The sequence below is a fragment of the Gordonia sp. SID5947 genome (genome assembly GCF_009862785.1).
GTDB lineage: Bacteria > Actinomycetota > Actinomycetes > Mycobacteriales > Mycobacteriaceae > Gordonia.
Genome location: NZ_WWHU01000001.1, coordinates 3,858,844 through 3,882,026 on the forward strand (window position 1 = coordinate 3,858,844; position 23,183 = coordinate 3,882,026).

General features: G+C 65.0%; 22 protein-coding genes and 2 pseudogenes. 13 read left to right on the plus strand and 11 right to left on the minus strand.

Features of this window, described 5'->3' with window-relative positions:
- Positions 1–53: 53 nt before the first annotated feature.
- On the minus strand, positions 54–1,202 hold the full coding sequence (locus GTV32_RS17610) for an FAD-dependent monooxygenase (RefSeq protein ID WP_161061416.1): 1,149 nt from the start codon (positions 1,200–1,202) through the stop codon (positions 54–56).
- 140 nt (positions 1,203–1,342) lie between these two features.
- Between GTV32_RS17610 and GTV32_RS17615 the strand changes: the two genes are divergently transcribed.
- Positions 1,343–1,867, plus strand: coding sequence for a TetR/AcrR family transcriptional regulator (locus GTV32_RS17615; protein WP_161061417.1), 525 nt, complete (start codon positions 1,343–1,345; stop codon positions 1,865–1,867).
- A 40-nt stretch (positions 1,868–1,907) separates the two neighbouring features.
- On the opposite strand, the gene GTV32_RS24125 is transcribed toward GTV32_RS17615, so the two are convergent.
- Together GTV32_RS24125 and GTV32_RS17625 are read right to left on the minus strand one after the other, a co-directional pair.
- Entirely contained in the window at positions 1,908–2,480 is a 573-nt protein-coding gene (locus GTV32_RS24125) for a TetR family transcriptional regulator C-terminal domain-containing protein (protein ID WP_343287370.1), read from the minus strand.
- Between the two features lie 63 nt (positions 2,481–2,543).
- Positions 2,544–3,437 carry an NAD(P)-binding domain-containing protein gene (locus GTV32_RS17625; protein ID WP_161061418.1) on the minus strand — a complete coding sequence of 298 codons (894 nt, stop codon included), beginning with the start codon at positions 3,435–3,437 and terminating at the stop codon, positions 2,544–2,546.
- Between the two features lie 572 nt (positions 3,438–4,009).
- Between GTV32_RS17625 and GTV32_RS17630 the strand changes: the two genes are divergently transcribed.
- The 4 genes from GTV32_RS17630 (at position 4,010) to GTV32_RS17650 (ending at position 7,372) form a co-directional block, all read left to right on the plus strand.
- The gene (locus GTV32_RS17630; RefSeq protein WP_161061419.1) at positions 4,010–4,774 is read left to right on the plus strand and encodes an SDR family NAD(P)-dependent oxidoreductase; all 765 of its coding nucleotides are present in this window, start codon (positions 4,010–4,012) and stop codon (positions 4,772–4,774) included.
- Positions 4,775–5,041: 267 nt separating this feature from the next.
- Positions 5,042–5,371, plus strand: a complete 330-nt coding sequence (locus tag GTV32_RS17635; protein WP_161061420.1) for a putative quinol monooxygenase — start codon at positions 5,042–5,044, stop codon at positions 5,369–5,371.
- A gap of 857 nt (positions 5,372–6,228) precedes the next feature.
- Positions 6,229–6,849 (plus strand): nitroreductase family protein, encoded by a 621-nt coding sequence (locus GTV32_RS17645; RefSeq protein ID WP_161061422.1) that lies wholly within the window; start codon positions 6,229–6,231, stop codon positions 6,847–6,849.
- 118 nt (positions 6,850–6,967) lie between these two features.
- The gene (locus GTV32_RS17650; RefSeq protein ID WP_161061423.1) at positions 6,968–7,372 is read left to right on the plus strand and encodes a pyridoxamine 5'-phosphate oxidase family protein; all 405 of its coding nucleotides are present in this window, start codon (positions 6,968–6,970) and stop codon (positions 7,370–7,372) included.
- Positions 7,373–7,437: 65 nt separating this feature from the next.
- On the opposite strand, the gene GTV32_RS17655 is transcribed toward GTV32_RS17650, so the two are convergent.
- Positions 7,438–8,193, minus strand: coding sequence for a class II aldolase/adducin family protein (locus GTV32_RS17655; RefSeq protein WP_161061424.1), 756 nt, complete (start codon positions 8,191–8,193; stop codon positions 7,438–7,440).
- Positions 8,194–8,344: 151 nt separating this feature from the next.
- Here GTV32_RS17655 and GTV32_RS24130 point away from each other — a divergent pair, with 151 nt between their 5' ends.
- Positions 8,345–8,674: a cupin domain-containing protein gene (locus GTV32_RS24130; protein ID WP_202421836.1), complete on the plus strand. Its 330-nt coding sequence runs from the start codon at positions 8,345–8,347 to the stop codon at positions 8,672–8,674.
- Between the two features lie 35 nt (positions 8,675–8,709).
- Positions 8,710–9,507: an acetoacetate decarboxylase family protein gene (locus GTV32_RS17665; protein ID WP_161061425.1), complete on the plus strand. Its 798-nt coding sequence runs from the start codon at positions 8,710–8,712 to the stop codon at positions 9,505–9,507.
- A gap of 138 nt (positions 9,508–9,645) precedes the next feature.
- On the opposite strand, the pseudogene GTV32_RS23910 reads toward GTV32_RS17665, so the two are convergent.
- The 3 genes and pseudogenes from GTV32_RS23910 to GTV32_RS17680 all read right to left on the minus strand — a co-directional run.
- Positions 9,646–10,218: pseudogene (locus tag GTV32_RS23910) on the minus strand (5'/3'-nucleotidase SurE); the annotation flags it as partial.
- A gap of 101 nt (positions 10,219–10,319) precedes the next feature.
- Positions 10,320–10,667, minus strand: a pseudogene (locus GTV32_RS23915) (5'/3'-nucleotidase SurE); the annotation flags it as partial.
- 138 nt (positions 10,668–10,805) lie between these two features.
- Positions 10,806–12,302 (minus strand): oligopeptide:H+ symporter, encoded by a 1,497-nt coding sequence (locus GTV32_RS17680; protein WP_161061427.1) that lies wholly within the window; start codon positions 12,300–12,302, stop codon positions 10,806–10,808.
- A gap of 583 nt (positions 12,303–12,885) precedes the next feature.
- Between GTV32_RS17680 and GTV32_RS17685 the strand changes: the two genes are divergently transcribed.
- The 4 genes from GTV32_RS17685 to GTV32_RS17700 all read left to right on the plus strand — a co-directional run bounded on the left by GTV32_RS17685 (position 12,886) and on the right by GTV32_RS17700 (position 17,226).
- Positions 12,886–13,635: a PaaX family transcriptional regulator C-terminal domain-containing protein gene (locus GTV32_RS17685; RefSeq protein WP_161061428.1), complete on the plus strand. Its 750-nt coding sequence runs from the start codon at positions 12,886–12,888 to the stop codon at positions 13,633–13,635.
- A 110-nt stretch (positions 13,636–13,745) separates the two neighbouring features.
- The gene (locus tag GTV32_RS17690) at positions 13,746–15,389 is read left to right on the plus strand and encodes an acyl-CoA dehydrogenase family protein (protein WP_161061429.1); all 1,644 of its coding nucleotides are present in this window, start codon (positions 13,746–13,748) and stop codon (positions 15,387–15,389) included.
- A gap of 14 nt (positions 15,390–15,403) precedes the next feature.
- Complete coding sequence (locus GTV32_RS17695; RefSeq protein ID WP_161061430.1) at positions 15,404–16,417, plus strand: crotonase/enoyl-CoA hydratase family protein; 1,014 nt, start codon at positions 15,404–15,406, stop codon at positions 16,415–16,417.
- The gene (locus tag GTV32_RS17700; protein WP_161061431.1) at positions 16,414–17,226 is read left to right on the plus strand and encodes a crotonase/enoyl-CoA hydratase family protein; all 813 of its coding nucleotides are present in this window, start codon (positions 16,414–16,416) and stop codon (positions 17,224–17,226) included. Before GTV32_RS17695 ends, GTV32_RS17700 begins: the two co-directional genes overlap by 4 nt.
- Before the next feature lie 22 nt (positions 17,227–17,248).
- Here the strand turns inward: GTV32_RS17700 and GTV32_RS17705 are convergent, their stop codons facing one another.
- Complete coding sequence (locus tag GTV32_RS17705) at positions 17,249–17,653, minus strand: hypothetical protein (RefSeq protein WP_161061432.1); 405 nt, start codon at positions 17,651–17,653, stop codon at positions 17,249–17,251.
- 156 nt (positions 17,654–17,809) lie between these two features.
- On the opposite strand from GTV32_RS17705, the gene GTV32_RS17710 reads away from it, so the two are divergent.
- Positions 17,810–18,253 carry a nitroreductase family deazaflavin-dependent oxidoreductase gene (locus GTV32_RS17710; RefSeq protein WP_161061433.1) on the plus strand — a complete coding sequence of 148 codons (444 nt, stop codon included), beginning with the start codon at positions 17,810–17,812 and terminating at the stop codon, positions 18,251–18,253.
- A gap of 27 nt (positions 18,254–18,280) precedes the next feature.
- On the opposite strand, the gene GTV32_RS17715 is transcribed toward GTV32_RS17710, so the two are convergent.
- The 3 genes from GTV32_RS17715 to GTV32_RS17725 form a co-directional block, all read right to left on the minus strand.
- Positions 18,281–18,961, minus strand: coding sequence for a haloacid dehalogenase type II (locus GTV32_RS17715; protein ID WP_202421837.1), 681 nt, complete (start codon positions 18,959–18,961; stop codon positions 18,281–18,283).
- A gap of 20 nt (positions 18,962–18,981) precedes the next feature.
- Positions 18,982–19,983 carry a metallophosphoesterase gene (locus GTV32_RS17720; RefSeq protein WP_161061434.1) on the minus strand — a complete coding sequence of 334 codons (1,002 nt, stop codon included), beginning with the start codon at positions 19,981–19,983 and terminating at the stop codon, positions 18,982–18,984.
- Between the two features lie 64 nt (positions 19,984–20,047).
- Positions 20,048–22,492, minus strand: a complete 2,445-nt coding sequence (locus GTV32_RS17725) for a penicillin-binding protein (RefSeq protein WP_161062603.1) — start codon at positions 22,490–22,492, stop codon at positions 20,048–20,050.
- A 352-nt stretch (positions 22,493–22,844) separates the two neighbouring features.
- On the opposite strand from GTV32_RS17725, the gene GTV32_RS17730 reads away from it, so the two are divergent.
- Entirely contained in the window at positions 22,845–23,159 is a 315-nt protein-coding gene (locus tag GTV32_RS17730) for a WhiB family transcriptional regulator (protein WP_161061435.1), read from the plus strand.
- Positions 23,160–23,183 lie beyond the last annotated feature (24 nt).

Below are 23,183 nucleotides of genomic sequence, written 5' to 3' on the forward strand. Positions count from 1 at the left end.
CACCGGACAGAGGTCCGCGGTCGCTGTGCAAGCCGGCGGCCGTGGACCTCTTGTCAGGCAGCCGCAGGCGCCACGCCCGTCGTCAGCGACCGGTGCCGCCACGCATCCACGGCGGCGGGGATCGCATGCGCCGTGGCCTTGAGAAATGAAGCGACTGACGATATCCGATGTCGGAGGTTGTGTGGTGTAGTTCCTTCGACGAGTGCCGCGGTAGTGAACTGGGCCAGTTTCACAAACGGCTTCATCTCGCGCTCGTACCGGTGCAGTCCACGGCCGAGGTCTGCGGATCGGGTCAGTTGTGTCGTGAGCAACTGGGCGCCCAGCAATCCGGCATGGGCACCTAGTCCGGACAAGGGATCGACACAATGCGCGGCATCCCCGACGAGTACCACCCGACCGTTGTGCCAACGCGGCGCGCGCACCTGGGCGAAGCGCGTGAGGCGAATCGTCTCGGCGTCCGCCTCGACCGCAGCGTCGGCGAGATGTGCGAAGTCTGGTCCGTGTTGTCGCAGCAGGGCCACCGCACCATGACGTAGGACCTCCACGTCAGGCCGACTGCTTCCGGTGAACGTGGAGGCCACCACCAGTGAGCGGTCGGCGTTTGGGTACGGAAAAACTTGAGCGACATACTCGTTGCCCGTCAAGACCGCGGCATCGCCGTGGTCGCTGAGGCCCGGGACATCGATCCAGACGTTGGTTCTCCCGTTCTCGTACACCAGCCGATCGTCCGGGCCCAGGATCTGGCGTCGGACCGTTGATCGCAGTCCGTCAGCGCCGACCAGCAGGTCGAAGTCCTCGTTGCCTCCGTCGCGGAACCGGGCTGTCACGTGGTCGGCATCCTGCTCGATCCCGACGAGCTCGCGACCGAGCTGTAGGGGCACACGTTCCGCGGTGTGTCGGAGAACAGCGCCGACGAGGTCGCTTCTCCGGGCCAATCTGAAACCAGGGGTGCGTAGTTCGAATCTCGGTTGGCGGGGACCTCGGACCGACACCTGCGGCGCCGGTACGCTCATGCTGTCGACCATCGCCCCGGCCCCCATCTCGGTGAGGAGCGACTGCGCAGTACGGTCGAGTTGGATCAGGTAGCCACCGCTGGGTATGGCCGGTGCTCCGTCGACGAGAACCACCTCGTGGCCCATGTCATTGAGCCAGTATGCAGATGCGCTGCCTGCGATTCCGCCGCCGACCACCAATATTTTCATCCTGAACCTCTCGACTCGCTTTTGAACTATACTAACAGTATAGTTATAGATACGATTGGCGCGCCAGAAGATGTGATGCACCCCTCCTGGAGGGGACGAAGCCAACGACGCCCGCAGGGCATGTGAAGAGAGTGAGTCGGATGCGCCCCAGCAAGCGGGAGATGATCGTCGACCAGGCGCTGCGGGTGATCGGTGAGCAGGGGGTCGGAGCGCTCACCTACGAGATGATCGCCGAGCAGGCAGCTTTGACAAAAGCCGGCATTGTGTACCATTTTCCGACCAAAGACGAGCTGCTGGCTGCGGTCGTCGACAAGGTGACCCGTGAATGGGACGAGGAAGCCTCTGGATACTTGACCGACTCGTTCGAGGAATCGTCGTCTGCCGAACGCGTGACGGCCTATCTGCAGACATTGCTCAGCGGGAAGAGGACATCGTCGGAGCTCGTGCTCGCAGCCGAGACCATGGCGGGCGAGTCGAGGCATCCGGCGTGGGAACATCTGCGGTCCAGGTGGGTCTCCGACGAGGCGACAACCGTATGGGAGCAGGTGGCGATCCTGGCCGCAGTCGGCCTGTGGTTCAGCGATGCCACCGAATACCTCACACTGTCGGAATCGACACGCGCCGAGGTCCGTGCCGCGGTTCGGCACCTTCCGCGCATGTCATGATGGACCGGCTGCGGAGGTAGAACAGACCATCGAGACGGTCTCAGGGAGTCCGGCCGTAATCGATGAGCGCAGTCAGCGCGGCGGAGAGTTCGTCGACGGTCATCGGGGGTTCGTAGAACAGGGCGTGCACCGAGGCGCCGTCGATGTATGCAGTGATGGCGCGTGCGGAACGCTCGCCGACGAACGGCGTGAGCAGCTCGACCAATCCATCAGACCAGCGACGGGCGAGTGGACGAATTGCAGGATCCACCATGGCTGCCGACAACAATGCCATGTCGGCGCGGAGGAGTCTGGGAGTCGAGAGGTAGTCGTGCAACGCTTCGGCGAAGGCATCGGGCGAGGCGCCGTTGTCGGTCAAGCTCTGCGCGATTGCGGCGAGCGCTTCGTCGATGTCGTCGGCCAGGTGACCGAGAGCCGCCTGACGGAGATCATCCAGAGTGGCGAAGTACTGTGTCGTCGACCCGACGGCGACTCCTGCACGTTTCGCCACGAGCCGATGAGTCAGACCACCCGAACCTATCTCGGTGATCAGCGTGGCCGCGGCCTCGATGATGTCGCGCCGACGGGCTTCCGGGTCGCGACGTCGACGCGGACTCTCTCCCGTCACCGTCACCGGATGATTCCCGAGGCCCGACTCGTACACTGCATGCGTACAAATGTACTTTCACCGGCTGGCTCAGGGCCGGTCGGTCTCAGAGATTTCAGCGGAGGCCATCGGGCCGCGAAGCCGCCCGTACACGGCCGCCAGATCTGCATCGGTTCCGAAATCTTCCATGGCGGAGCCGAGTTGGCGGGCGGCCGCACCGACAGCCAGCGCGTCGACGCCGGCTGCCGTCATGGCAGTGTGTACGCCCTGAATTCCGGCATGGTAGACGTCGAGCGCTGCGAGTCTGGCGGAATAGTCGCTGTCACCGACGCTCGCCGCCAGTGATTCGAGCATCTGCGCGATTGTCGGAAAGCCCAGTGCGAAGCCTGCAATCGTGTCTTTCGCAGGGATGCCGTGACTGGCTGCGTACGCCGCGGCCTCCATTGCGGCAACGAGCAACGGGGTGCTGAAGGCCAGTCCGATATGGTCCATCACGCACGCCCAGCCGGGCTCTGAACCCCAGTACTGGGTGTCGCCGGACATCCCGGCGAGCAACTCACCGTGTCGGTCCCACGCGGACTCCGACCCGGAGTACTGGATACTGCCTTCCGGGGTGCCGATCTGGTTCGGGTAGTTCAGGATCACGCCGTCGAGGTACTCCCCGCCGAGTTTCTCGACCACGCCGGCGAGCCGTACGGCCTCCTCCGGTGCGCCTGTCGAGAAGTTGACCACGGCTCGGCCGACCAGGGAATCCTGCGGGAGAAGGGCGGCCACGGTGTCATAACCGACCAGGACAGTGATGACGATCGGACTCGACGCGATCGCGTCCAGTGCGGTGTCTGCCCTGACGGCGCCCTGCGCGACGAGATCGTCGGTCTTCGACCCGGTCCGGTTCCATACCGTCACCGTTGACCCGGAAGCCAGCAGATGAGAGGCGATCGCCGCTCCCATCCTGCCCATACCCAGCACAGCGACGTCGGTCATCAACTTCTCCGTTCTCGTGGTCGTCGACGGTCCCCGTGTTCGGTTCCAGAAGGGCTGAGACGACATGAATTGTGATTGGTGACAGGAGCTACCGAAAGTTCTCGGCGCTCGAGAGTTGCCGCGGGCCAGTGCTTTCCATACGATTGGCGGCCTTCCGATTGCAATGGAGACCGGCCGGGTCGTGCCACAACCGCGGTATGGCCGGTTACGACCAACTGGTCGAAAAAATGGACACCCATCCCGCCAGCACCGCAGAGGGCGACAATCTTCACTGAACCTCCGGAGTTGAATCGGGATCAGGCGACGTGACGTCTTCGTCTACCGAATCGGTTGTGAACCCATCGGCCCACGAGGAGCCCTTGCCGCGAGCAGAACGATATTCTAGAATTGGTTCAACGGCAACCCTCACTCGCGTGTGCACAAGAAGCTCGGCCGCCAGTTTGATCGAATGTTCGTTTTGCTACCGGACTGGGTCGGAGACATGCCCAGTGAACGCGAGTGTCGTCGTGCAATCCATGCCGGAGGCGCGTCTGGATCGACTTCCCGACCTCGGATGAAAAGAGATGAGACCCATGCTGCTCGAGAACAAAGTTGCTCTGGTGACCGGCGGTGCGCGCGGACAGGGCGCCTCCCATGCTCGGCACCTCGCCGATGAGGGTGCACGAGTCATCGTCACCGACGTCCTCGACGACGAGGGCAAGGCGACTGCTGAGAAGATCGTCGATGGAGGTGGGCTCGCGGAGTACGTCCGTCTGGACGTCCGCGACACGGCTCAGTGGGCGAGCGTGACCGAGGACATCGCCGTGCGGTGGGGAGCCATCGACGTACTGGTCAACAACGCGGGAATCTGCGAGTTGTCGACCGTCGAGGAGACGTCGGATGAGGAGTGGCACGACGTCCTCGACACCAACGCGGGCGGCGTCTTTCGCGGGTGTCGGGCCGTTGTCCCGATCATGAAGCGAAACGGCGGCGGCACCATCGTGAACACCGCTTCGGTCCAGGCGATCAGGGGTACGTTCGGCTACCTTGCGTACCAGACGAGCAAGGCGGCCGTACTGGGTATCACTCGGTCCGTCGCCCTGACCCATTCGTATGACAACATCCGTGTCAACGCAATCGCACCGTCAGTGGTCGACACCGCGATGTTCGAAAAAGAGATGGAACACTTCAAGCAGAATGAGCTGTTCAGCTTCGACGACTGGCTCAGTGCCCAGCCGATCAGCCGAATCGCCAAACCGGAAGAGGTCTCCAAGATGGTGATTTTCCTGGCCAGCGATCTGTCGTCGTATTCCACGGGCGGGATCTTCACAGTGGACGGCGGGCTCCTGGCGGGCTGACCGGGGTGACGTGACGTCCGAGGTCGACTGGGCACAGACTGCAACTGCAGGCCGAGCGATGTTCTCGCTCGGCCTGCAGTCTGCGCTTCGCCCCCCAGGCGTCCACGGGTACGTGATCCGTAATACGAACCGACGGACGGCCGGCTGAGCACAGCCGTCCGGTCGACGGTTCGAACGACGCAGTCCCGATTGCAACCGCACCAGTATTCAAGAACCTGCCCGTAGTCGCCATACAGCCTCGGGTTCGACACAGTGGAGGAAGAATCTGTGAAGTTGGCTGGTCCAGTGAGCCGCCGCTCGCACTTCAATGTCATGACCGAGTGCAGCGTCCTTCCCGGCTGCGAAACTGAGGTGCTCGGACATCTCGCGGAGCTGGCCTTGGCCACCCGAATTGAGCCGGGCAGCATTGGATACGACTACTTCCAGAGTGTCGAGAATCCGCGCCATATCCTGATCGTCGAACGATACGTAACCGAGGCCGACTTCAGCGTCCATTTGGCGTCCGCGCACTTCGCTGTCCTCGGCAAGGCGCTGATCAATCCGCTCCTGGCCGATCGCAAGGTGCTCACCTTCAAAGGTGACGGACCGACGCGCTGACTCCGGTCTCGCGAATCACCACGCCCGTCACCGACAACCATCGGATCGCCGATCAGTCTGCAGGGCAATGTGAGTGGCAGGTCCCAATAGCGGGCCAGGCGGTTCCAGAGGCAGTTCCTGCATGGCGGGGTGTACCCAGCAGTGTAGCGGCCTGGTCCGGTAGCCCAGTGCTGATCGTCGGTGTCGGTGGTTTGAAGTCGCCGACAGCGGCGCGAGCCTCGAGTAGCGACTCTTGTCTCCCGTAGCGCGTCTTTCTCGAAGCCCCGTCCCATGCACGGACGGACGCTATCGGTCAGAAGATGGCGCCCGTAGGCAGGCCGGTGCCACGAAGATTGGGGAGTCTCGTTGAGAGTGAGGATGATTCGACCGCTGGCACTTCCTCCGATACGCGTGATGGACGTGTACAACGGGTAGAAGAAGCCGGACTGTTCCCATGGAAGTTTGAGCACCGCGGCCGTGTACCGGGCGATCACGCCACGGTGGCAGAACACCGCGACCACCTGCTTGGGATGACGGGCGACCATGGCGTCGATCGCGGTGACGATGCGTTCGTGAAAAGTGTCGAGGGGCTCGTAACAGTCGGGCCACTCCGTGGCCCGAGATCGGCTCGGTCTGCAAGTATTCCGCGAGCCGTTCGGCCTGCTCGTGCCCACGAGGGTCGAGGTCGGGATCTGCATAGCCTTCTCCGGCGGCGAAGCGCACGGGAAGACCGTGTCTGGTCAGGATACGTTCGGTCAGTGCTGGACTCTCATTTCCGCCGGCCGGCGATGTAGCTGGACGTGGTGAGCAGGGATTCGTATCGCGTTTCACAACCAACGCCACTGCATGAACGAACATTCGTGATAATATCGCCGCCTATGGTGTCCCTCCTCGATCTCGGCCCTGACCAGCTGTTGACCACGACCCGCTCGGTGCGGAAGCGCTTGGACCTCGAGCGTCCGGTTCCGTTGGAATTGGTCGAGGAAGCGTTGACGGTCGCGCTGCAGGCCCCGTCGGGTAGCAACTTGCAGAGTTGGCACTGGATCGTTCTCACCGACGAGGATACGAAAAGGCGTGTGGCCGAGTTGTACTCACGCTCCTACGAACTGTATTCGGCCAACCGGGAGCGGGTTGACGAAACGGCTCGTCGCGTAGGAGCGAGTTCGCAGTATCTCGCAGATACGATGGCCGAGGTCCCTGTCCTGGTGATCGGCGCGATCGACATCGGCGGTGAACTCCCTGCGGGCAATCAGAGCAGTATCTGGGGTTCGCTACTGCCCGGCGCCTGGAGTCTCGCGTTGGCCCTGCGCGCACGTGGTCTCGGATCAGCCTGGACCACACTGCATCTGGCCTACGAGCGAGAGATCTCACAGTTGCTCGGCATTCCTGACGGTGTGCACCAGGGCGTACTGATGCCTGTCGCGTACACGAAGGGGACCGACTTCAGGCCGGCGGGACGCAGGCCACTGGCGGACGTGTTGCATCATAACCGCTGGTGACCAACGAGGCGCCCGGCAACTCGCGGGGCGGGTGTAGTCGGGGCGAGTCGGATCCACCCGGCGGAGTTCGTATTCAAGGGTTTCTGGTCGAGAGGGCGAGGCTACAACAATGGCGACGATGGACACTCCGGAGATGCAGAACCTCCTGCATGAACCACACGTGGCGGTGCTGGCAATCGAGCGCGCCACGAAACCGCCGCTGATGGTACCGATGTGGTACGGCGTCGAGCAGAGTGGCAACATCTTCTTCTGTACCGAGGAAGAGACACTCAAGACCCGACTGATCCGGCGGACCGGGCGGGTGTCGTTCCTGGTTCAGCGAACGACCATGCCATACAGCTACGTCGGCATCGAGGGGGCGGTCACGGAGCGCCCCGCTTCAGCAGACGATGTCCGGTCGGTCTCTGCGCGCTACCTCGACCCGGCGACCCTCGACGCGTACGTTTCGACTGTCAATATCGGGCGTACCATCCGGTTTGATCTCACGCCGACGAAGGTCAGGGCCGTCGACCTCTCGAGTTGACTGCCGGTCGGTTCTGATGTGGACGGACCGGCCGGCCTCGGCTATGCCGAACTTCGAGAGTGTGGTCAGGTCAACAACTCCGGTTGATCCGCGACGATCCATTCCAGAAGCGGGTTGAACTGTAGCTCGCCGGTCGATTCCAGGCCCACCTGCTCGTAGGTCAGCTTGGCGGTGATCGGGTCGATGAGTACCGGGTCGCCCGCCGCCATCGCCAAGAGCTGCGCCTGGCACGAGCGCTCCATCGTGATGAACCACCATGCTGCCGATTCCACGGTACGTCCGACGGTGAGCAATCCGTGGTTCGCCAGGACCACGGCTTTTCGCGCGCCGAGAGTTTCGGCGATACGACGACCCTCACCGGTCTCGTGCACGACACCCGTGCAGTCGTTGAACACCGCGTGGTCCTGGAAGAACGCGCAGGCGTCCTGTGTCAACGGCAGTAATTCGACGCGCAACGCGGACAGCGCTTTTCCATGGACGGAATGCGAATGACTCGCAGCGACGACATCGGGTCTGGCGGCGTGGATCTGGGAGTGGATGGCAAATGCCGCTCGATTGACGGGACGATCGCCCTGTACGACTTCACCGTCATGGTCGACGAGGATGAGGTCGCTCACGGTGATGCGACTGAAGTGCATACCGAACGGATTGACCCAGAAGCAGTCGCGGCGCAGCGGATCGCGAGCAGTGATGTGGCCGGCGACTCCTTCGCTGAATCCGAAACGCCCGAAGATCCGGAAGGACGCGGCCAGAATCTGTTTGCGGTGCAGGCGTTCCCGCTCGAGGTCGTTCTGCGAACCGTCGACGAGAACGCTTCCCATGGCATCGCTCCTGTGCTTGGTGACGAGGACCTCGACCGATTCTGCGCGGTCGATGTTGCGTGAGTCACTGAACTACAAGTATGTTAACGAACGAACGCATTGTTATAGCGTTTTCACCCATCGAAAGGGCTGGAGCCAAGTGACAAGTCTCGTGATCGACCCCACCGTCGTCGACATGCACCCGTACCCGGTAGAGCCCGAGCGGATCACTCCCGGCACCGAGGCGACTGCGAATGTGCTCTGGGATCGCGAGGGAGGCAACGAGCTCGGTGCTGTGTGGCAGATGACACCCGGCGTGCTCGAGGGTGTGAAGGCCGAGGAGACCTTCATCGTCATCAGCGGTCGGGCGACCATCGAGTTCGAGGACGGACGCGTCAGCGAGATCGGGCCCGGATCGGTCGGCGTCTTCTTCGAGAAGGATTCCACCCGCTGGACCGTCCACGAGACGCTGCGAAAGATCATCGTCCGGCCGGCGCGGTAACGACTGACCCGTCCGCGGGCTCGAGGAGAATTCAGATGACGTACGACTTACGGGTTGACATGCCGGCCAGCTTCGGACCGTCGGCGATGCCTGCTGTGAGCCGGGGTGGCACCGGGTGGGTTGCGGGGGTGTCGTTCGAGACCGAACGTGAGGCGCTCGCAGACCTACTGCCGCCCTTCTACGAACTCACCGAGACCCCGACAGTGCAACTCAGTTACGCGCGGTTGGACGAGGTCGACTGGCTCGGTGGCCGCAGTTACAGCCTGCTCGCCGTCAATATCCCTGTCGTCTATCGAGGCGAGCAGCAGACGATTGCGGGTCCTTTCGCGTCGGTCGTCTGGGAGGACGACTGTCATTCGATCATCGCCGGTCGGGACTACCTTGGAATTCCCAAGCTCTATGCCGACATCCCAGAGGTGGCGGTGGGGGAGTCGGCGTTCCGGGTGAGCTGCTCGCTGTATGGAACCGAGTTGCTCGGCATCACCTTCTCCGACATGGAACCCATGGCGCAGGAGGTCGTCGACTACGCAAGCGCGGAGTCCTCGACCTGGCATTGGCTGGGATGGAAGCATGTTCCCGGAACACCGCTGGAAGGGGCGGTTGCCGAACCGGATGCGAGCTACCCGACGATCGTCACGCAGGGCAACACCTACGACCAGGGGTGGCGAGGTTCAGCTGACATCGCCTTCAACGCGGACAGCGTCGGCATCCCGATCTCGGGACGGATCGCGAATCGCCTCGCGCAGCTTCCGATCCTCCGGGTCGACAGTGCGATGGCATTTCATGTGATCGACCGGTACCTCGATCGCAGTGCAACCCGCCGCCTGGAGTAATCGCGTTGGCGACTCCGCGCTGAGGTTCACGTAGGGCTGACGAGATCCGCCCGGGTGAGGCGGCGACTCGAGAAGATCGAGTCGCCGCCTCGTTCGATTGTGTACGGCGTCAGCCCCGCGGACAGCGTGGCTGGCCGGCTATTTCAGCTCGGCAAGATAGTCCAGGTCGTCGGCGACGCCGCCTTGCTTCTGTGGGGCCTCGAGTTGGGTGATGGCGACGTACCCGGCCCGCATGGCTCCGAAGTCGGTTGCAGGGTCGTCGGCCGTACCTGCGCATGAGGGGACTGCCTCGAACTGACCGGGGGTGGTCTCCACATAGTCGACCTGGGCCGGGTCCACGTCGGCCGCGGTCAGTTTGGTTCCCTTGGCTTTACCCGCCGGGTACGTGACGTTCAACCCAACACCCGCCGGGAGCAGAGGACCTTCGCCATCGCGGTGACTGGCGATCGCAGCCACCAGCTCGCTGGTGTACGAGGCTGTTTCGGTGAAATCCAGGGGGGGTGCCGTTGTCTCGGGATCGCATTCGGCCGGGTCCTCGGTGCTGATCGCAATCGCCGGAACACCCTGCTCGAGTGCTTCGATCGCCGCATTGACCGTGCCCGAATTGTTCGCGGCGCCACCGGTGTTGATGCCGTGATTGGCGCCGGACACGACGAGGTCTGGTGCCTTGCCTTTGAACAGATGTGACAGTCCGAAGTGCACACTGTCGGACGGGGTGCCCCCCGCGGATTGGCCTCACTGGGGCCTACAGCCCAGACGTCGGCCCCGGCGTACTCGGGGTGTGTGGCGAGGTCGGGCCGGACCACGCCGACCGGCCCCCAGAATGTCTTCAGCCCCCCGACCCCGGACTGGTTGACGGCTGGGGCGGAGACGGTGACGGTATGTCCTTCTGCGCGCAGAGCGGCATAGACTGCGCGGATGCCGTCGGCATCCCATCCATCGTCGTTCGTGAGCAGGATGTTGAGGCCGGTCGTCGGCGCCGCGGAGTCGCGTGCGGGTGAGGAGTCGGCAGACTCCGTGGAGGTACTGCAACCCCCGACCAATAGTGCGGCAGCGAGAGTCGCGACCATCGAGGTTCGTTTCATGTCATCCAATCTCTGTTGTGGCCACAGTGCGTGGCTCATTGGCAAGGTCTGTGGACCATTGAGATCGCGCCCCATGTGGTCCGCCGGCCGCTTGGGGTCGTGCGGGGGTGGCTCCGAACCCGGCGACTGCCGCGGAATCGAGGCACCTGCACGTTCGCCCGCGTTGCAGGCGAGAGAACTGCCGGCAACGCGGGCGACATGCCTGCGGAGCGTTTACAAGACGCCATGCATGCGTTGCCGTACCCACCCGCCGAGGCACAACTGGACGATGCCGGCCGTGATCGCGACGCCGCCGAGAACGGCCCAGTAGGCGGTCACATTGCTGTAGTACTGCCCGAAGACGCCTGCGAGGCTCGTGCCGAGACCGATGGACAGGTAGTAGACCGCGATCATCTGGGTTCGGTAGGCCGCGGGAGCAAGCTTCGTCGACATGCTGATTCCAGTCGGCGCGAAGATGATCTCGCCGAACGCCATGATGAGCAGTAGTAGGAAAACATATAGGAGCGGCGTGGAATCGGAGTTGGTGAAGGGGATGAACATCAGGAACGAGCAGCCGATGAGCGGTAGTCCGATGCCCATCTTCGTGGGAGTGGACGGCTGCCGATCACCCATCTTGGTCCACAGCGTGGTGGCCAGGAGTGATACGACCAGGGTCACGCCCGACGACAAACCGATGATCCAGGCGACGGGCATTTCCCAACTGCCGATCCACCGGTTCACGTTCTGGTCGGCGTAGACGGCGATTGCGCCGAAGACCTGCATCAGCAGGCTGTAGAACACGACGTTCGAGAACAGTTGGGGCAGTGACGAGTACACGCGGTCGCGCTCGACCGGCGTGATGCGATCAGAGCGCAGGATCGTGATCAGGTAGGCCACGAGTGTCACGCCGATCGCTCCTGTGAACCAGTAGGAGATGTTGTCCAGAGTCAGGATGCCGAGCGCGAAGGCAAACAAGACCACAGCGACGACGGCAACAACGCTGATGGTGACGGCCGTGCGAGTGCGGCTCGAGCACGCGTTCGGGACGATGTTGACTGACGCGGGGAGACTTGACCGACCGAAGGCATAGAGGATCAGTCCGATCGCCATACCAACCGCGGCGCAGCCGAATCCGGCGTGGAACCCCCAAGTGGTCTGCATGAATCCGGTGAGGATGGGGCCCAACGCGACCCCTGAGGTGAGCCCCGCATAGAAGAGGTTGAAGCCGGCTTCCCTCATCGGGTCGCCTTCGCGATACAGCCCACCGAGGATGCCGGTCGCGTTGGCAATCAGGCCACCTGAACCGAGGGCGATGAGGATGAGTCCGAGCGCGAGGCCAGGTACGCCCGGGACGAGGGCCAGTGCGATATGGCCGCACATGATGGTGAACCCGGACGCGAACATGAGTCGCTCAGCGCCTACCACCCGGTCGGCCAGCCATGCGCCCGCCACCGTGGCGAAATAGACGCTCGCTCCATAGGAGCCGACGACACCGATCGCCACCGCCTCGGACAGGCCAAGCCCCCCGTCTGTCACCGAGTAATAGATGTACAGCGCGAGGATCGACTGCATCCCGTAGTACGAGAACCGCTCCCAAAACTCGAGAGAGACGAGGTACGCGAGTGCACGGGGGTGTCCGAGGAGCTTGCGCTCAGAGGGCGTGGTGGCACCCGTGGGGGCAGTCGCGCGATCGCGATTCGCTGTCGCTGTCGCCGAGCGGTTGGTGTCCATAGCGGAATTCCTGTCTGGAGTTCTGGATTCACATGCCAGAGAAGCCACGGCCGATACCAGCCGATGGGGTACTGCGCCGCACAATCGCCTCGCGCGAACGCCCGTTCTGTATGTCGCAGCCCCTGTCGGGCCAACGCATAACACGAACGCCTGTTCGTACAATTTCCTCAATGCACGCCTGGGGTCTGTGGCGACAAATTGGGTCGATGCTGTGGCTTCGAACACAGTATAGGAACCTTGAGATCGAGATCAAGTGCCTCTTGGGCGAGCGGGACTCATGGCGTAGACGGCGTGGCCTGAAAGACGAACGATCGTTCATTAAGCTGGCGTGATGGGGGTCTTTCTGTCCTGGGAGACTCGCGCGTAGCGACTGTGACGCCGAACAGTCCTGCCCGCGCCTATGCCCGAGCAGCCTTCCCGAGCCGGACTCCCTGCCATACCTGGACACGATCTCTTGGTCCGGGGCGGCTGCTCGTGGGGCGCGTAGGCCGCAGATCGTCGGCGATACGGCGTCAACCCTTCCGAGGTGGTCCGCGGCCTCGACCGGCGCCGGGCACTCCGGCCCCCGGGATAGCATCACGCCATGCCCCGCGCGACCGGACCACAGCGACTCTCGGCCCGGTCGGCCATTCTCAGCACTCTGCTGGGAGCCCATCCTGGGCAGGCCACACCGGCGGGCATCCTGGCGATCGCCGCCGAACTCGGGCTCGGTGAGTCGGCGGTGCGGGTCGCGCTGACCCGGATGGTCGCGGGTGGCGATCTCGAGCGCGTCGACGGGCTGTATCGGCTGAGTGATCGGCTCGTGGAACGTCAGCGGAGACAGGACGCGTCCATCCATCCGGGGCTCCGGAAGTGGAACGGTTGCTGGCGGCTCGTGGTGGTGAGCGTGCCGGCCGATGACGCAGGTGCGCGGAATGCGACGAGGGCCGCTCTGGCCGGGGCGCGTTTCGGCGAACTCCGCGAGGGCGTGTGGACGCGCCCGGCCAACCTCGACGTGATTCTCGACGACGACCCGGCCGTCGCGGGACGCGTGACCCTGTTCGATGCGGAACCCGACGAACCTGCCGTCGAGCTCGCGGATCGTCTGTTCGGACCGACACGATGGGCCGAGCGGGCCGAGGAGCTGATCGCCTCGCTCGACGGCGCCGTCGAGCTGCGGGACCGGTTCGAGGTCGCCGCGCAGGTCGTGCGGCACATCATGCGCGATCCGCTGCTGCCGGAGCCCCTACTGCCCACGCCGTGGCCGGGTGCCCGGATCCGCACAGGTTACGAGCGGTTTCGCGACGAATTCGGCGCGCACGTCGCGCGGGTCCTCGACCGCGCGCACGGCTGATCCAACCCGGCGCGGCCATTACACTCTCGATTCCCGCGCGCCGATTATGTAATAGTGGTGCGACATGGGTGGCCCGTTCTCGGGTCATCGGCATCTCGAGGAGGCGTCGCATGCCGGCAACACACGTAGTCACCAATCAAGCTCCCGCTCTCGTCGATCACGACCTCGCCGAGCAACCCGTGGTCCTGGAGGCGATGGCCCGCGCCCATGCCGGGTACGCCCTCGACGACCTGCACGAGATCGGTCGGCAGGCCGGTTCTGCGGAAGTGGCCGATCTCGCTGATCGCGCGGAGGCCCATCCGCCCCAGCTGCGCACCCACGACCGATTCGGCAACCGCGTCGACGAGGTCGATTACGACCCGGCGTACCACGAACTGATGCGCCGCGCAGTCGGATTCGGTCTCCACGGTGCCCCGTGGGCCGACACCTCACCGAACCCGCATCTGGTCCGGGCGGCGAAGATGAGCGTGTGGGGTCCGACGGACGCCGGACACCTCTGTCCGATCTCGATGACCTATGCGGTCGTCCCGGCGTTGCGGGCTGACGCCGACCTCGCCGCGCGGTACGAGCCGCTGCTCACCGCGCCCGTCTACGATCCCGGTTTGCGTAACCCGTTGTCGAAGGCTGGTCTCATCGCCGGCATGTCGATGACCGAGAAGCAGGGCGGCTCCGATGTGCGGGCCAACACCACGACGGCGGTTCCCATCGGGGACGGCACCTACCGCATCACCGGGCACAAGTGGTTCACCTCGGCGCCGATGTCCGATGTGTTCCTCGTCCTCGCGCAGGCACCCGGCGGCCTCTCGTGCTTCTTTGTCCCCCGTGTGCTTCCCGATGGTTCGCGCAATCCCTTTGCACTGCAACGGCTCAAGGACAAGCTCGGAAACCGGTCCAACGCCAGCGGCGAGGTGGAATACGAGAACACCATCGGATGGCTCGTCGGCGATGAGGGCCGCGGCGTGCGCACCATCATCGAGATGGTCAACCTGACGAGGCTGGACTGCACCCTGGGAAGCGCCACGTCGATGCGCACAGGCGTGATGACCGCCGCCCATCACGCTGCACACCGCAGCGCGTTCGGCCTGACGCTGATCGATCAGCCGTTGATGCGGAACGTGATCGCCGACCTGGCCGTGGAGGCCGAGGCGTCGACGGTCGTGGCCTTGTGGCTGGCAGAGGTGACCGACCGTGCCGTCGCGGGTGACGACGAGGCGGACGCGCTGCGGCGGATAGCACTCGCCGTCAGCAAGTACTACGTGTGCAAACGCGGTCCCGCGCATGCGGCAGAATCCCTGGAGTGCCTGGGCGGCAACGGATACGTGGAGGAATCCCGGATGCCGAGGTTGTACCGTGAGGCGCCGTTGATGTCGGTGTGGGAGGGTTCCGGAAACGTTGCGGCGCTGGACGTGCTGCGCGCGATCGTGCGACAGCCGGAGACTCTCGACGTCTTCTTCGCGGAGGTGGAGTCGGGCCGCGGGCAGTCCGCCGCACTCGATGCCGCGATCGACCGACTGCGCCACCGGTTCGCCGACATCGACGACGCGGGCGCGGCGCAGTTCGCGGCACGTCAGATCGTCGGTGAGATGGCGTTGGTGTTGCAAGGCTCCCTCCTGCACCGCCACGGCCATCCCGCTGTGGCCGAGGCCTTCTCGGCCACTCGGCTGGGGGCGGTCCGTGGTGATGTGTTCGGTGCACTGCCGGCCGGTCTCGACATCGCGACGATACTGGACCGTGTCACCCCGAAGATCGGCTGAGTGGAGCACAAGCCATGACCGACGAACCGACCGACACCGCCGCCGCACCCTGGTACGCCGGCCAGACCGCCGGCGCCGACAGCAAGTTCCGCGGACGACACCGTGCGGCCTCCGAGCGGACGTACCGCACGCTGACCTATGAGGTGACCGGACGCATCGCGCGGATCACCTTCGATCGTCCGGAGCGCGGCAACGCGATCACCGCCGACACCCCGGTCGACCTCGCCGCAGCGGTAGAGCGGGCCGACCTCGACCCCGAAGTCCACGTGATCTTGTTGTCCGGCAACGGAAAAGGATTCTGCGGTGGTTACGACCTGTCGATCTTCGCCGAGGGGGCCGGTGGCGACAACGGTGCCGACTCGCCGGAGGGCACGGTCATCGACCCGATCGTGCAGGCCCGCAACCACGACCCGGGATCGGTCTGGGATCCGATGATCGACTACGCGATGATGAGCCGGTTCAATCGGGGGTTCGCGAGCCTCATGCACGCCAACAAGCCGACCGTCGCCAAGTTGCACGGGTTCGCGATCGCCGGCGGCACCGACATCGCGTTGTTCGCCGACCAGATCATCTGCGCCGACGACACCAAGATCGGCTATCCGCCCACTCGGGTGTGGGGTGTGCCGGCCGCGGGGATGTGGGCGCATCGCCTCGGCGACCAACGAGCGAAACGGCTGCTGCTCACCGGTGATTGCATCTCGGGCAGGCAGGCCGCCGACTGGGGACTGGCCGTCGAGTCCGCTCCCGCCGACGAATTGGACGCCCGCACAGAAGACCTGGTCGCCAGGATCGCGCGGATGCCGATCAACCAGCTGATGATGGTGAAGCTCGCACTCAATTCCGCGCTGCAGAATCAGGGAGTCGCCAACTCGGGCATGATCAGTACCGTGTTCGACGGAATCTCCCGGCATACCAGCGAGGGGTACGCCTTTGCGGCCCGCGCGGCCGACAGAGGATTCCGCGAGGCGGTGCGTGAGCGGGATGAGCCCTTCGGCGACTGGAAGCGATCGGGGATGGACGGCCGATGACCACGTCGACGATCATCGAACGCACCGAGGGACATGTGCGGATCATCGGCGTCAACCGCCCCGATCGTCGTAATGCGGTGGACCGGGCGACAGCCGATGCGCTGGCGGACGCCTTCCGACGTTTCGACACCGACGATGCGGTGGCGGTGGCCGTCCTGTACGGCGAAGGTGGGACATTCTGTGCGGGAGCCGATCTCAAGGCGATCGCCGAAGGTGAACCGAACCGCGTGGCCGACGACGGCGACGGCCCGATGGGTCCGACCCGGATGCGTTTGAGCAAGCCGGTGATCGCGGCGGTGTCGGGTCATGCGGTGGCGGGCGGCCTGGAGCTCGCTCTGTGGGCCGACCTGCGGGTGGTGGACGACGATGCGGTGTTCGGGGTGTTCTGTCGTCGATGGGGTGTGCCGCTCATCGACGGCGGAACGGTGCGATTGCCGAGACTCATCGGGGCGAGCCGGGCGATGGACCTCGTCCTGACGGGGCGGGCCGTCGGTGCCTCGGAGGCGCTCGACATCGGGCTGGCCAATCGTGTTGTCCCGGCGGGAACATCGCTCGACGCCGCGATCCGTCTGGCCGCCGAGCTCGCCGGACTGCCCCAGACGTGCCTGCGCCACGACCGATTGTCGATGCTGGAGCAGGAGGGCCTCGACGAGCGGGCCGCCATCGCCAACGAACTCACGCACGGCAGGGCGTCACTGGCCGTCGACACGCTGGCCGGCGCCCGACGATTTGCCGACGGTGCGGGCCGCCATGGTGTTGCGCAGGCCCGGCCGGCGCCCGCCGATGTGGCGGACACGGACCGGGCCTGATGATGAGGCGGCAGATGCAGGTTCAGACGGTTCTCCAGGTGGCGACCGCCCAGATGATCACGAGATCGATCGCGATCACCAAGACCGACCACCAGGGGTAATAGGGCAGCCACAGGAAGTTCAGGATGATCGAGAGCGCGGCGATCACGATGGCCCCGATCCGCGCCCACGTCGCGCCGGTGAACATCCCGATCGCGATGCCGATGGCGATGATCGAGACGACGATGTGGATCCATCCCCAGGCGGTGACGTCCATCTTGTAGATGTACTCCTGGCCGACGACGAACAGATCGTCCTTGGCCACCGCCGAGATGCCCTGCAGGAGACCGATGATACCGCCGGTGAGCAGCAGTATCGCGGCGGCGATCGTCGCGCCGCCCGCGAAGCCCTGCTGTAGTCGGTGGTCCTCGTACTGTGGTGTGGTCATGGCAACCTTTCTCTCAGATGGGGTGCCGGAAGCCTTGTCGCGTCACCTCTACCGCATGGTCACGGACCCCGCCCGCTGCGCGCATCCTCCGTAGCGGATGATTGCGCGGCGGTAAGGTGCCCCGGTAGACGTCCGCGGGCGACGAGGAGGTCCAGAATGAGCATTGCCGCCCGAATGCTGCAGACACGGTGGCTGGTGCGCGCACCGATCATCCTTTTCCGAGCACGCCTCGGCTTTCTGTTCGGTGGTCGCCTGTTGTTGCTCGAGCACACCGGACGTACCACCGGGGAGACACGTTACGTGGTTCTCGAGACGGTCGAGCGATCCACGCCGACACAAGTCGTGATCGCGTCGGGATTCGGACGACGTGCCCAGTGGTTCAAGAATCTTCAGGCCGATCCCCGTTGCCGCGTCTCGATCGGTCGGTCGTCGGGGCGGCCTGCGGTGGCCGAGGTGCTCGACGACGGTGACGCCACCGCCGTCATGGACCGGTATCGCACGGCCCACGCACGCGCCTACGGCGAATTGGCCGGGATCATCGAAGAATCCACCGGTCTGTCGATCGATGACGTGCCGCTGGTCCGACTGACCTTGAGCTGAACGGGAAATGGTGCTCGATGAGTCAGGTCAGCAGCCGAGTTGCCGTGCCAGGTCGAGGATGTCGGTGGCGTGGATGTCGTTGAGTTCCGAGCCCGAGTCGTCCTTCGGAGCACCGCCCCATTCCATCGGCCGTTCGATGAAAGCGGTTCGGAGGCCGAATGAGCGGGCCGCGTCGAGATCGTGCTGATGAGTGGCCACCATCATCACCTGAGCCGGGTCGACCTCGAGTAGATCGGCCAGCCCGCAGTAGGTCTCGCGGGCCGGCTTGTAGTGTCGCCAGAGATCGGACCCGCCGACCACATCCCACTGAAAACCGTTGTGTCTGGCCATGTCCGTGAGCAACGCGACGGTACCGTTGCTCAGCGCGCACACGACGAATTCGCTCCGGAGGCGACGGATTCCGTCGGCGGCGTCCGGCCACCCCGGGATGGTGCGCCACGCGCGGACCAGCCGGATCGCCTGATCAGGGTCGAGTGTGCAACCGAACGACGACGCGACCTCGTGCACGGTCTGGGTCTGCAGGTCGTCGAGACGCCGCCACGGCAGCTCTCCCGACTCCACCCGCGCGAGGATCGGACCGTATCGTCGGCGCCATTCGCGTGCGAAGTCGCCCGCATCGACGCCCGCTACGACGTCACCGACCACACCGGAGATCCCGGTGAACCAGTCGGTGACCGTGCCGAAGGTGTCGAAGGCGAGGACCTTCAACCCGCGGGGGACGTCGGTGCTCAGCCGATCTCCGACGCCAACTGCGGCAGCGAGTGGTCCTCGTCGAACTCGGCGTCGCCGTTGGAGACCGGCGTCAAGGTCAGCAGGCTCGCCTCGGGTCGGCAGCAGAACCGGGCAGGCGCATACGGCGAGGTGCCGAGCCCGGCGCTGACATGCAACTTCATCGCGGAGCCCCAGCTGGACACGCCCTTGACGCGCGAACGATCGAGTTCACAGTTGGTGACGAGCGCCCCGAAGAACGGAAGGCAGAGCTGGCCGCCGTGCGTGTGACCTGCCATCACCAGGTCGTAGCCGTCGTCGGCGAAGCGGTCCAGCACCCGGGGCTCCGGGGAGTGGGTGAGCCCCAACCGCAGGTGGGCGAGTGGATTCGGCCGCCCGGCGATGGTCTCGTAGCGGTCGCGTTCGATATGTGGGTCGTCGACGCCCGCGGCCACCACGCGCACTCCGCTGACCTCGAGTTCGCGGATGGTGTGGGTGGCATCCAGCCAGCCGCGCTCGATGAACGCCGCACGCAGATCCTGCCACGGCAGCGGATCGCCGAAGCTCCGGGTGTGGTCGCTCCGGAAGTACTGGAAGGGGTTCTTCAGGCGCGGACCGAAGTAGTCGTTGGAGCCGAACACGAACATGCCCGGGCGCGACAGCAGCCCACCCAGCGACTGGATGACCGCCGGAACCGCCTGCGGATGTGCGAGATTGTCGCCGGTGTTGATCACCAGGTCCGGTTCCAGAGCCTCGAGCTCGGACACCCATGCCTGCTTGAGTCGCTGGCCAGGGGTCATGTGCAGATCGCTGATGTGCAGCACACGCAGCGGTGCGGCCCCGGGCTCGAGCACCGAAAGGGTGCTGTGGCGGAGTGTGAACGCATTGCGTTCGACCACCGTCGAATAGAAGAGACCCGCGGCGGCCAGGCCGGCCAGGCCACCGGCCGCGCGTACGGCCGCGGCGGAGGTCAGGCCCGCTGAGGTGATCCGGCCCGCGAGGGCGTTGTCGACGTGAACCATTAACTCAGGATACGCAGTTGCACGCCCGCGGCGTCCACGGGTTTTCGCCGGGTTCCAGGGCCGCTCACCCCGGCAGCTGGATCACCACCGGCCCGACACCCGGGACCTGCACCGTCGTCTCCGTGGGACCCCGGTCGTCCTCGTCGCGACGGCCGTTGCTGACGTAGATCGTCACCACGCTGCCCGGCATGGCCGAATCCGACGGCGCGGTGAAGACCACCGTGCCCTGGGGCCGGTTGCTGTCGACATCGAGCTGGTTCACCTTGAACCCGGCCTGCTGCAGTCGGGATGTCGCGGCGCTCGCCGGGAGGCCACTGACCGACGGGATCCGGCCGCGGTCGTTGCCCGCCATGAATCGCGGATCGGTCGGAGGCAGACGCACCGGTCCGAACTTGGTGGCCACCGGCTTTATCGCCTGGTACCAGGTCCGGGCGGGTTCCATGCCGCCGTAGAGGTTGCCGTCGTAGCACTGCCGCAGCGGGCTGCTGCAGATGCCGGTCGGGTTCGGGCCGTCGTTGTAGACGTAGGACGACCCGGCGATGTTGTTGGTGAAGCCGAGGAACGCCGAGGAGCGGTGGGCCTCGGTGGTACCGGTCTTGCCGGAGACCGGCAACGTCCAGCCCGCCGACCCGGCCGCACCGGCGGACGTGCCGCCGCCCTTGTCGTCCTGGCTGAGACCGTTCGCGAGGGTGTTCGCGAGGCCTTCCTCGACGGCCTGCTCACAGGACGGAGGGGTGAACGGGACAGCGGTCAACGCCGGCTTCCCGTCGGGGCCCAGCACCGGATTCCCGTACTGGTCGCGCTTGATACGGCTGATCGAGGCGATCGGGTTCGGCGGGCACCACGTGCCGCCGGACGCGAGGGTGGCCGCCACATTCGAGAGCTCGAGCCCGTTGATGGGCAGCGGCCCCAGCGTGAACGAACCGAAGTTGCCTTCCTTCACGTAGGTGGCCATGCTCTTGTCGCCGTAGCCCGACGAACCGGGCACCGTGTAGGACCGCAACCCCAGACGCACCGCCATGTCGACCGCGGGCTTCACCCCGACCTGCTGCAGGAGCTTCACGAACGCCGTGTTGGGGGACTGGGCGAGGGCCTGCGTCACCGACATCGAGGCGGGGTACTTGCCGTCGTTCTTGACGCAGTACGAATTGGCCGGGCAGCCGTTGGTGCCGCTGCTGTTACCCATGCCCTCGACGGCCACGAAGCCCGGCACCGGGATGTTGGAGCCGACGCCGAGACCCTTTTCCATGGCGGCCGCGGTGGTGAAGATCTTGAACACCGATCCGGCGCCGTCGCCGACCATCGAGAACGGCTGCGGTTGCACGGTCTCGCCCTTCTTCAGGTCGAGTCCGTAGTCGCGACTGGAAGCCATCGCCAAGATGTCGTGGGATTTCTTGCCGGGCCGGATCGCGCTCATCACGTCGGCGACGCCGTCGGAATCCGGGTTCGCCTGTGCTTTGACGGCCCGTAGCGTCGAGCGCTGCACATCCGGGTCGAGCGTCGTGCGGATCACATAGCCGCCGCGCTTCACCGAGTCACGGGACATCCCGTTCTCGGCGAGGAACTGCAATGCGTAGTCGCAGAAGAAACCGTCGTTGTTCGCCGCGATGCAGCCCTGGGTGGGGGTCTGCGGGTTGGGCACCACGCCCAGTGGCTTAGCCTTGGCGGCCACGAGCTCGGCCCGTCGCTCGGGGAAGTTGTCGATCATGGTGTCGAGGACGGTGTTCCGGCGCTTGGTGGCGGCCTCCGGGTTGGTGTACGGGTCGAGCGCGGAGCTCGACTGCACCATGCCGGCCAGCATCGCCGACTGCTCGACATTCAGATCCTTGGCGTGCTTGCCGAAGTAGGTCTGTGCGGCGGCCTCGATGCCATACGCGTTGTTGCCGAAGGGCACCACATTGAGGTACCGGGTGACGATCTGCTTCTTGGCCTCCTGTTTGGCCGCCGCGTCGTCGAGGCCCTTGTCGCGCTTTGCCTGATCGGTCAGCGACTGTTCCATCGTCAGCGCCATCCGGACCTCGCGCAGCTTGCGTGCCGGAGTGGTCTCGATCGCCGCCTGGCGGTCGGCCTCGGTGCGTGCGAGCACCAGGAGTTGATAGTTCTTGATGTACTGCTGGTCGAGCGTCGATGCGCCCTGCTGGACCTCGCCCGACGACGAGTTCTTGAGGGCGGCGCGGATGGTGCCCTTCCAGTCGACGCCGTCGTGTTCGAGGAAGCGACGGTCCTCGATCGAGATGATCGCGCGGATCATGTCGGGCGAGATGTCGTTGTAGCCGACCTGATAGCGGTACTGGTCGTAGAGCACCGCGATCGGCGTCCCCGCCGCGTCGGTCATCGTGGTGACCTCCGGGAGGGTGCCGTTGAGCAGCTCCGATGAGACATTTTCGACGGCGGAGGCGGCGCGGTTGGAGACCACGCCCATACCGCTGGCGACCGGGTACAGCAGGCCTGCCACCAAGACACCGGCCAACAGGCAGGCTCCGGCGAGCGGCCACAGCTTCTTCGAGATCGACACACGGACAGGATACGTGTGATGCGCAGAACAACGTCCGACCGTCGCGCACGGGGGGTCGCGCGCGGCGAGCGGCGCAGGTGACCTGCACAGATATCACTTGTTTGGACGATGGTGCCATTTTCTTTGCTCCAGGGGTTGCGCTCCCATGCACAGATCCTTAAATTGAGTGCAGAATGTGACTCACTTAACATTCCCGTGGGGATGTGAAGCGCAGCCGCGTTGCAGGAGCCCTGATCAGTGCAAATGCTCCTGCTGGAGGGCCACATTCACGGTCAGGGACGTCGGAGTCGCGGCAAGAAGCGCAGTGACGACCCGGCGGGACACAACGACAGACAGGGGTCGGCGGATGGCGATTGCGGCAGTTTCCACCGGAGATGACGCTCGGTTGATGTGGGTGTCACAAGCTCGATGCCGGGGAGGAAACCCCGACGACCTGTTCGTCCGCGGAGCGGCCCAGCGCAAGGCCGCAACGATCTGCCGGCACTGCCCGGTGCAGCTCGAATGTGGTGCCGATGCCCTCGACAACCGGGTCGAGTTCGGAGTCTGGGGCGGCATGACCGAGCGGCAGCGGCGGGCACTGCTACGGCAGCATCCCGAGGTCACGTCCTGGGCGGCCTTTTTCGACGCCCAACGACGTCGGCAGCGCGCCGACGCGGTGTGACCCACCGACGGACAACAGTCGCAC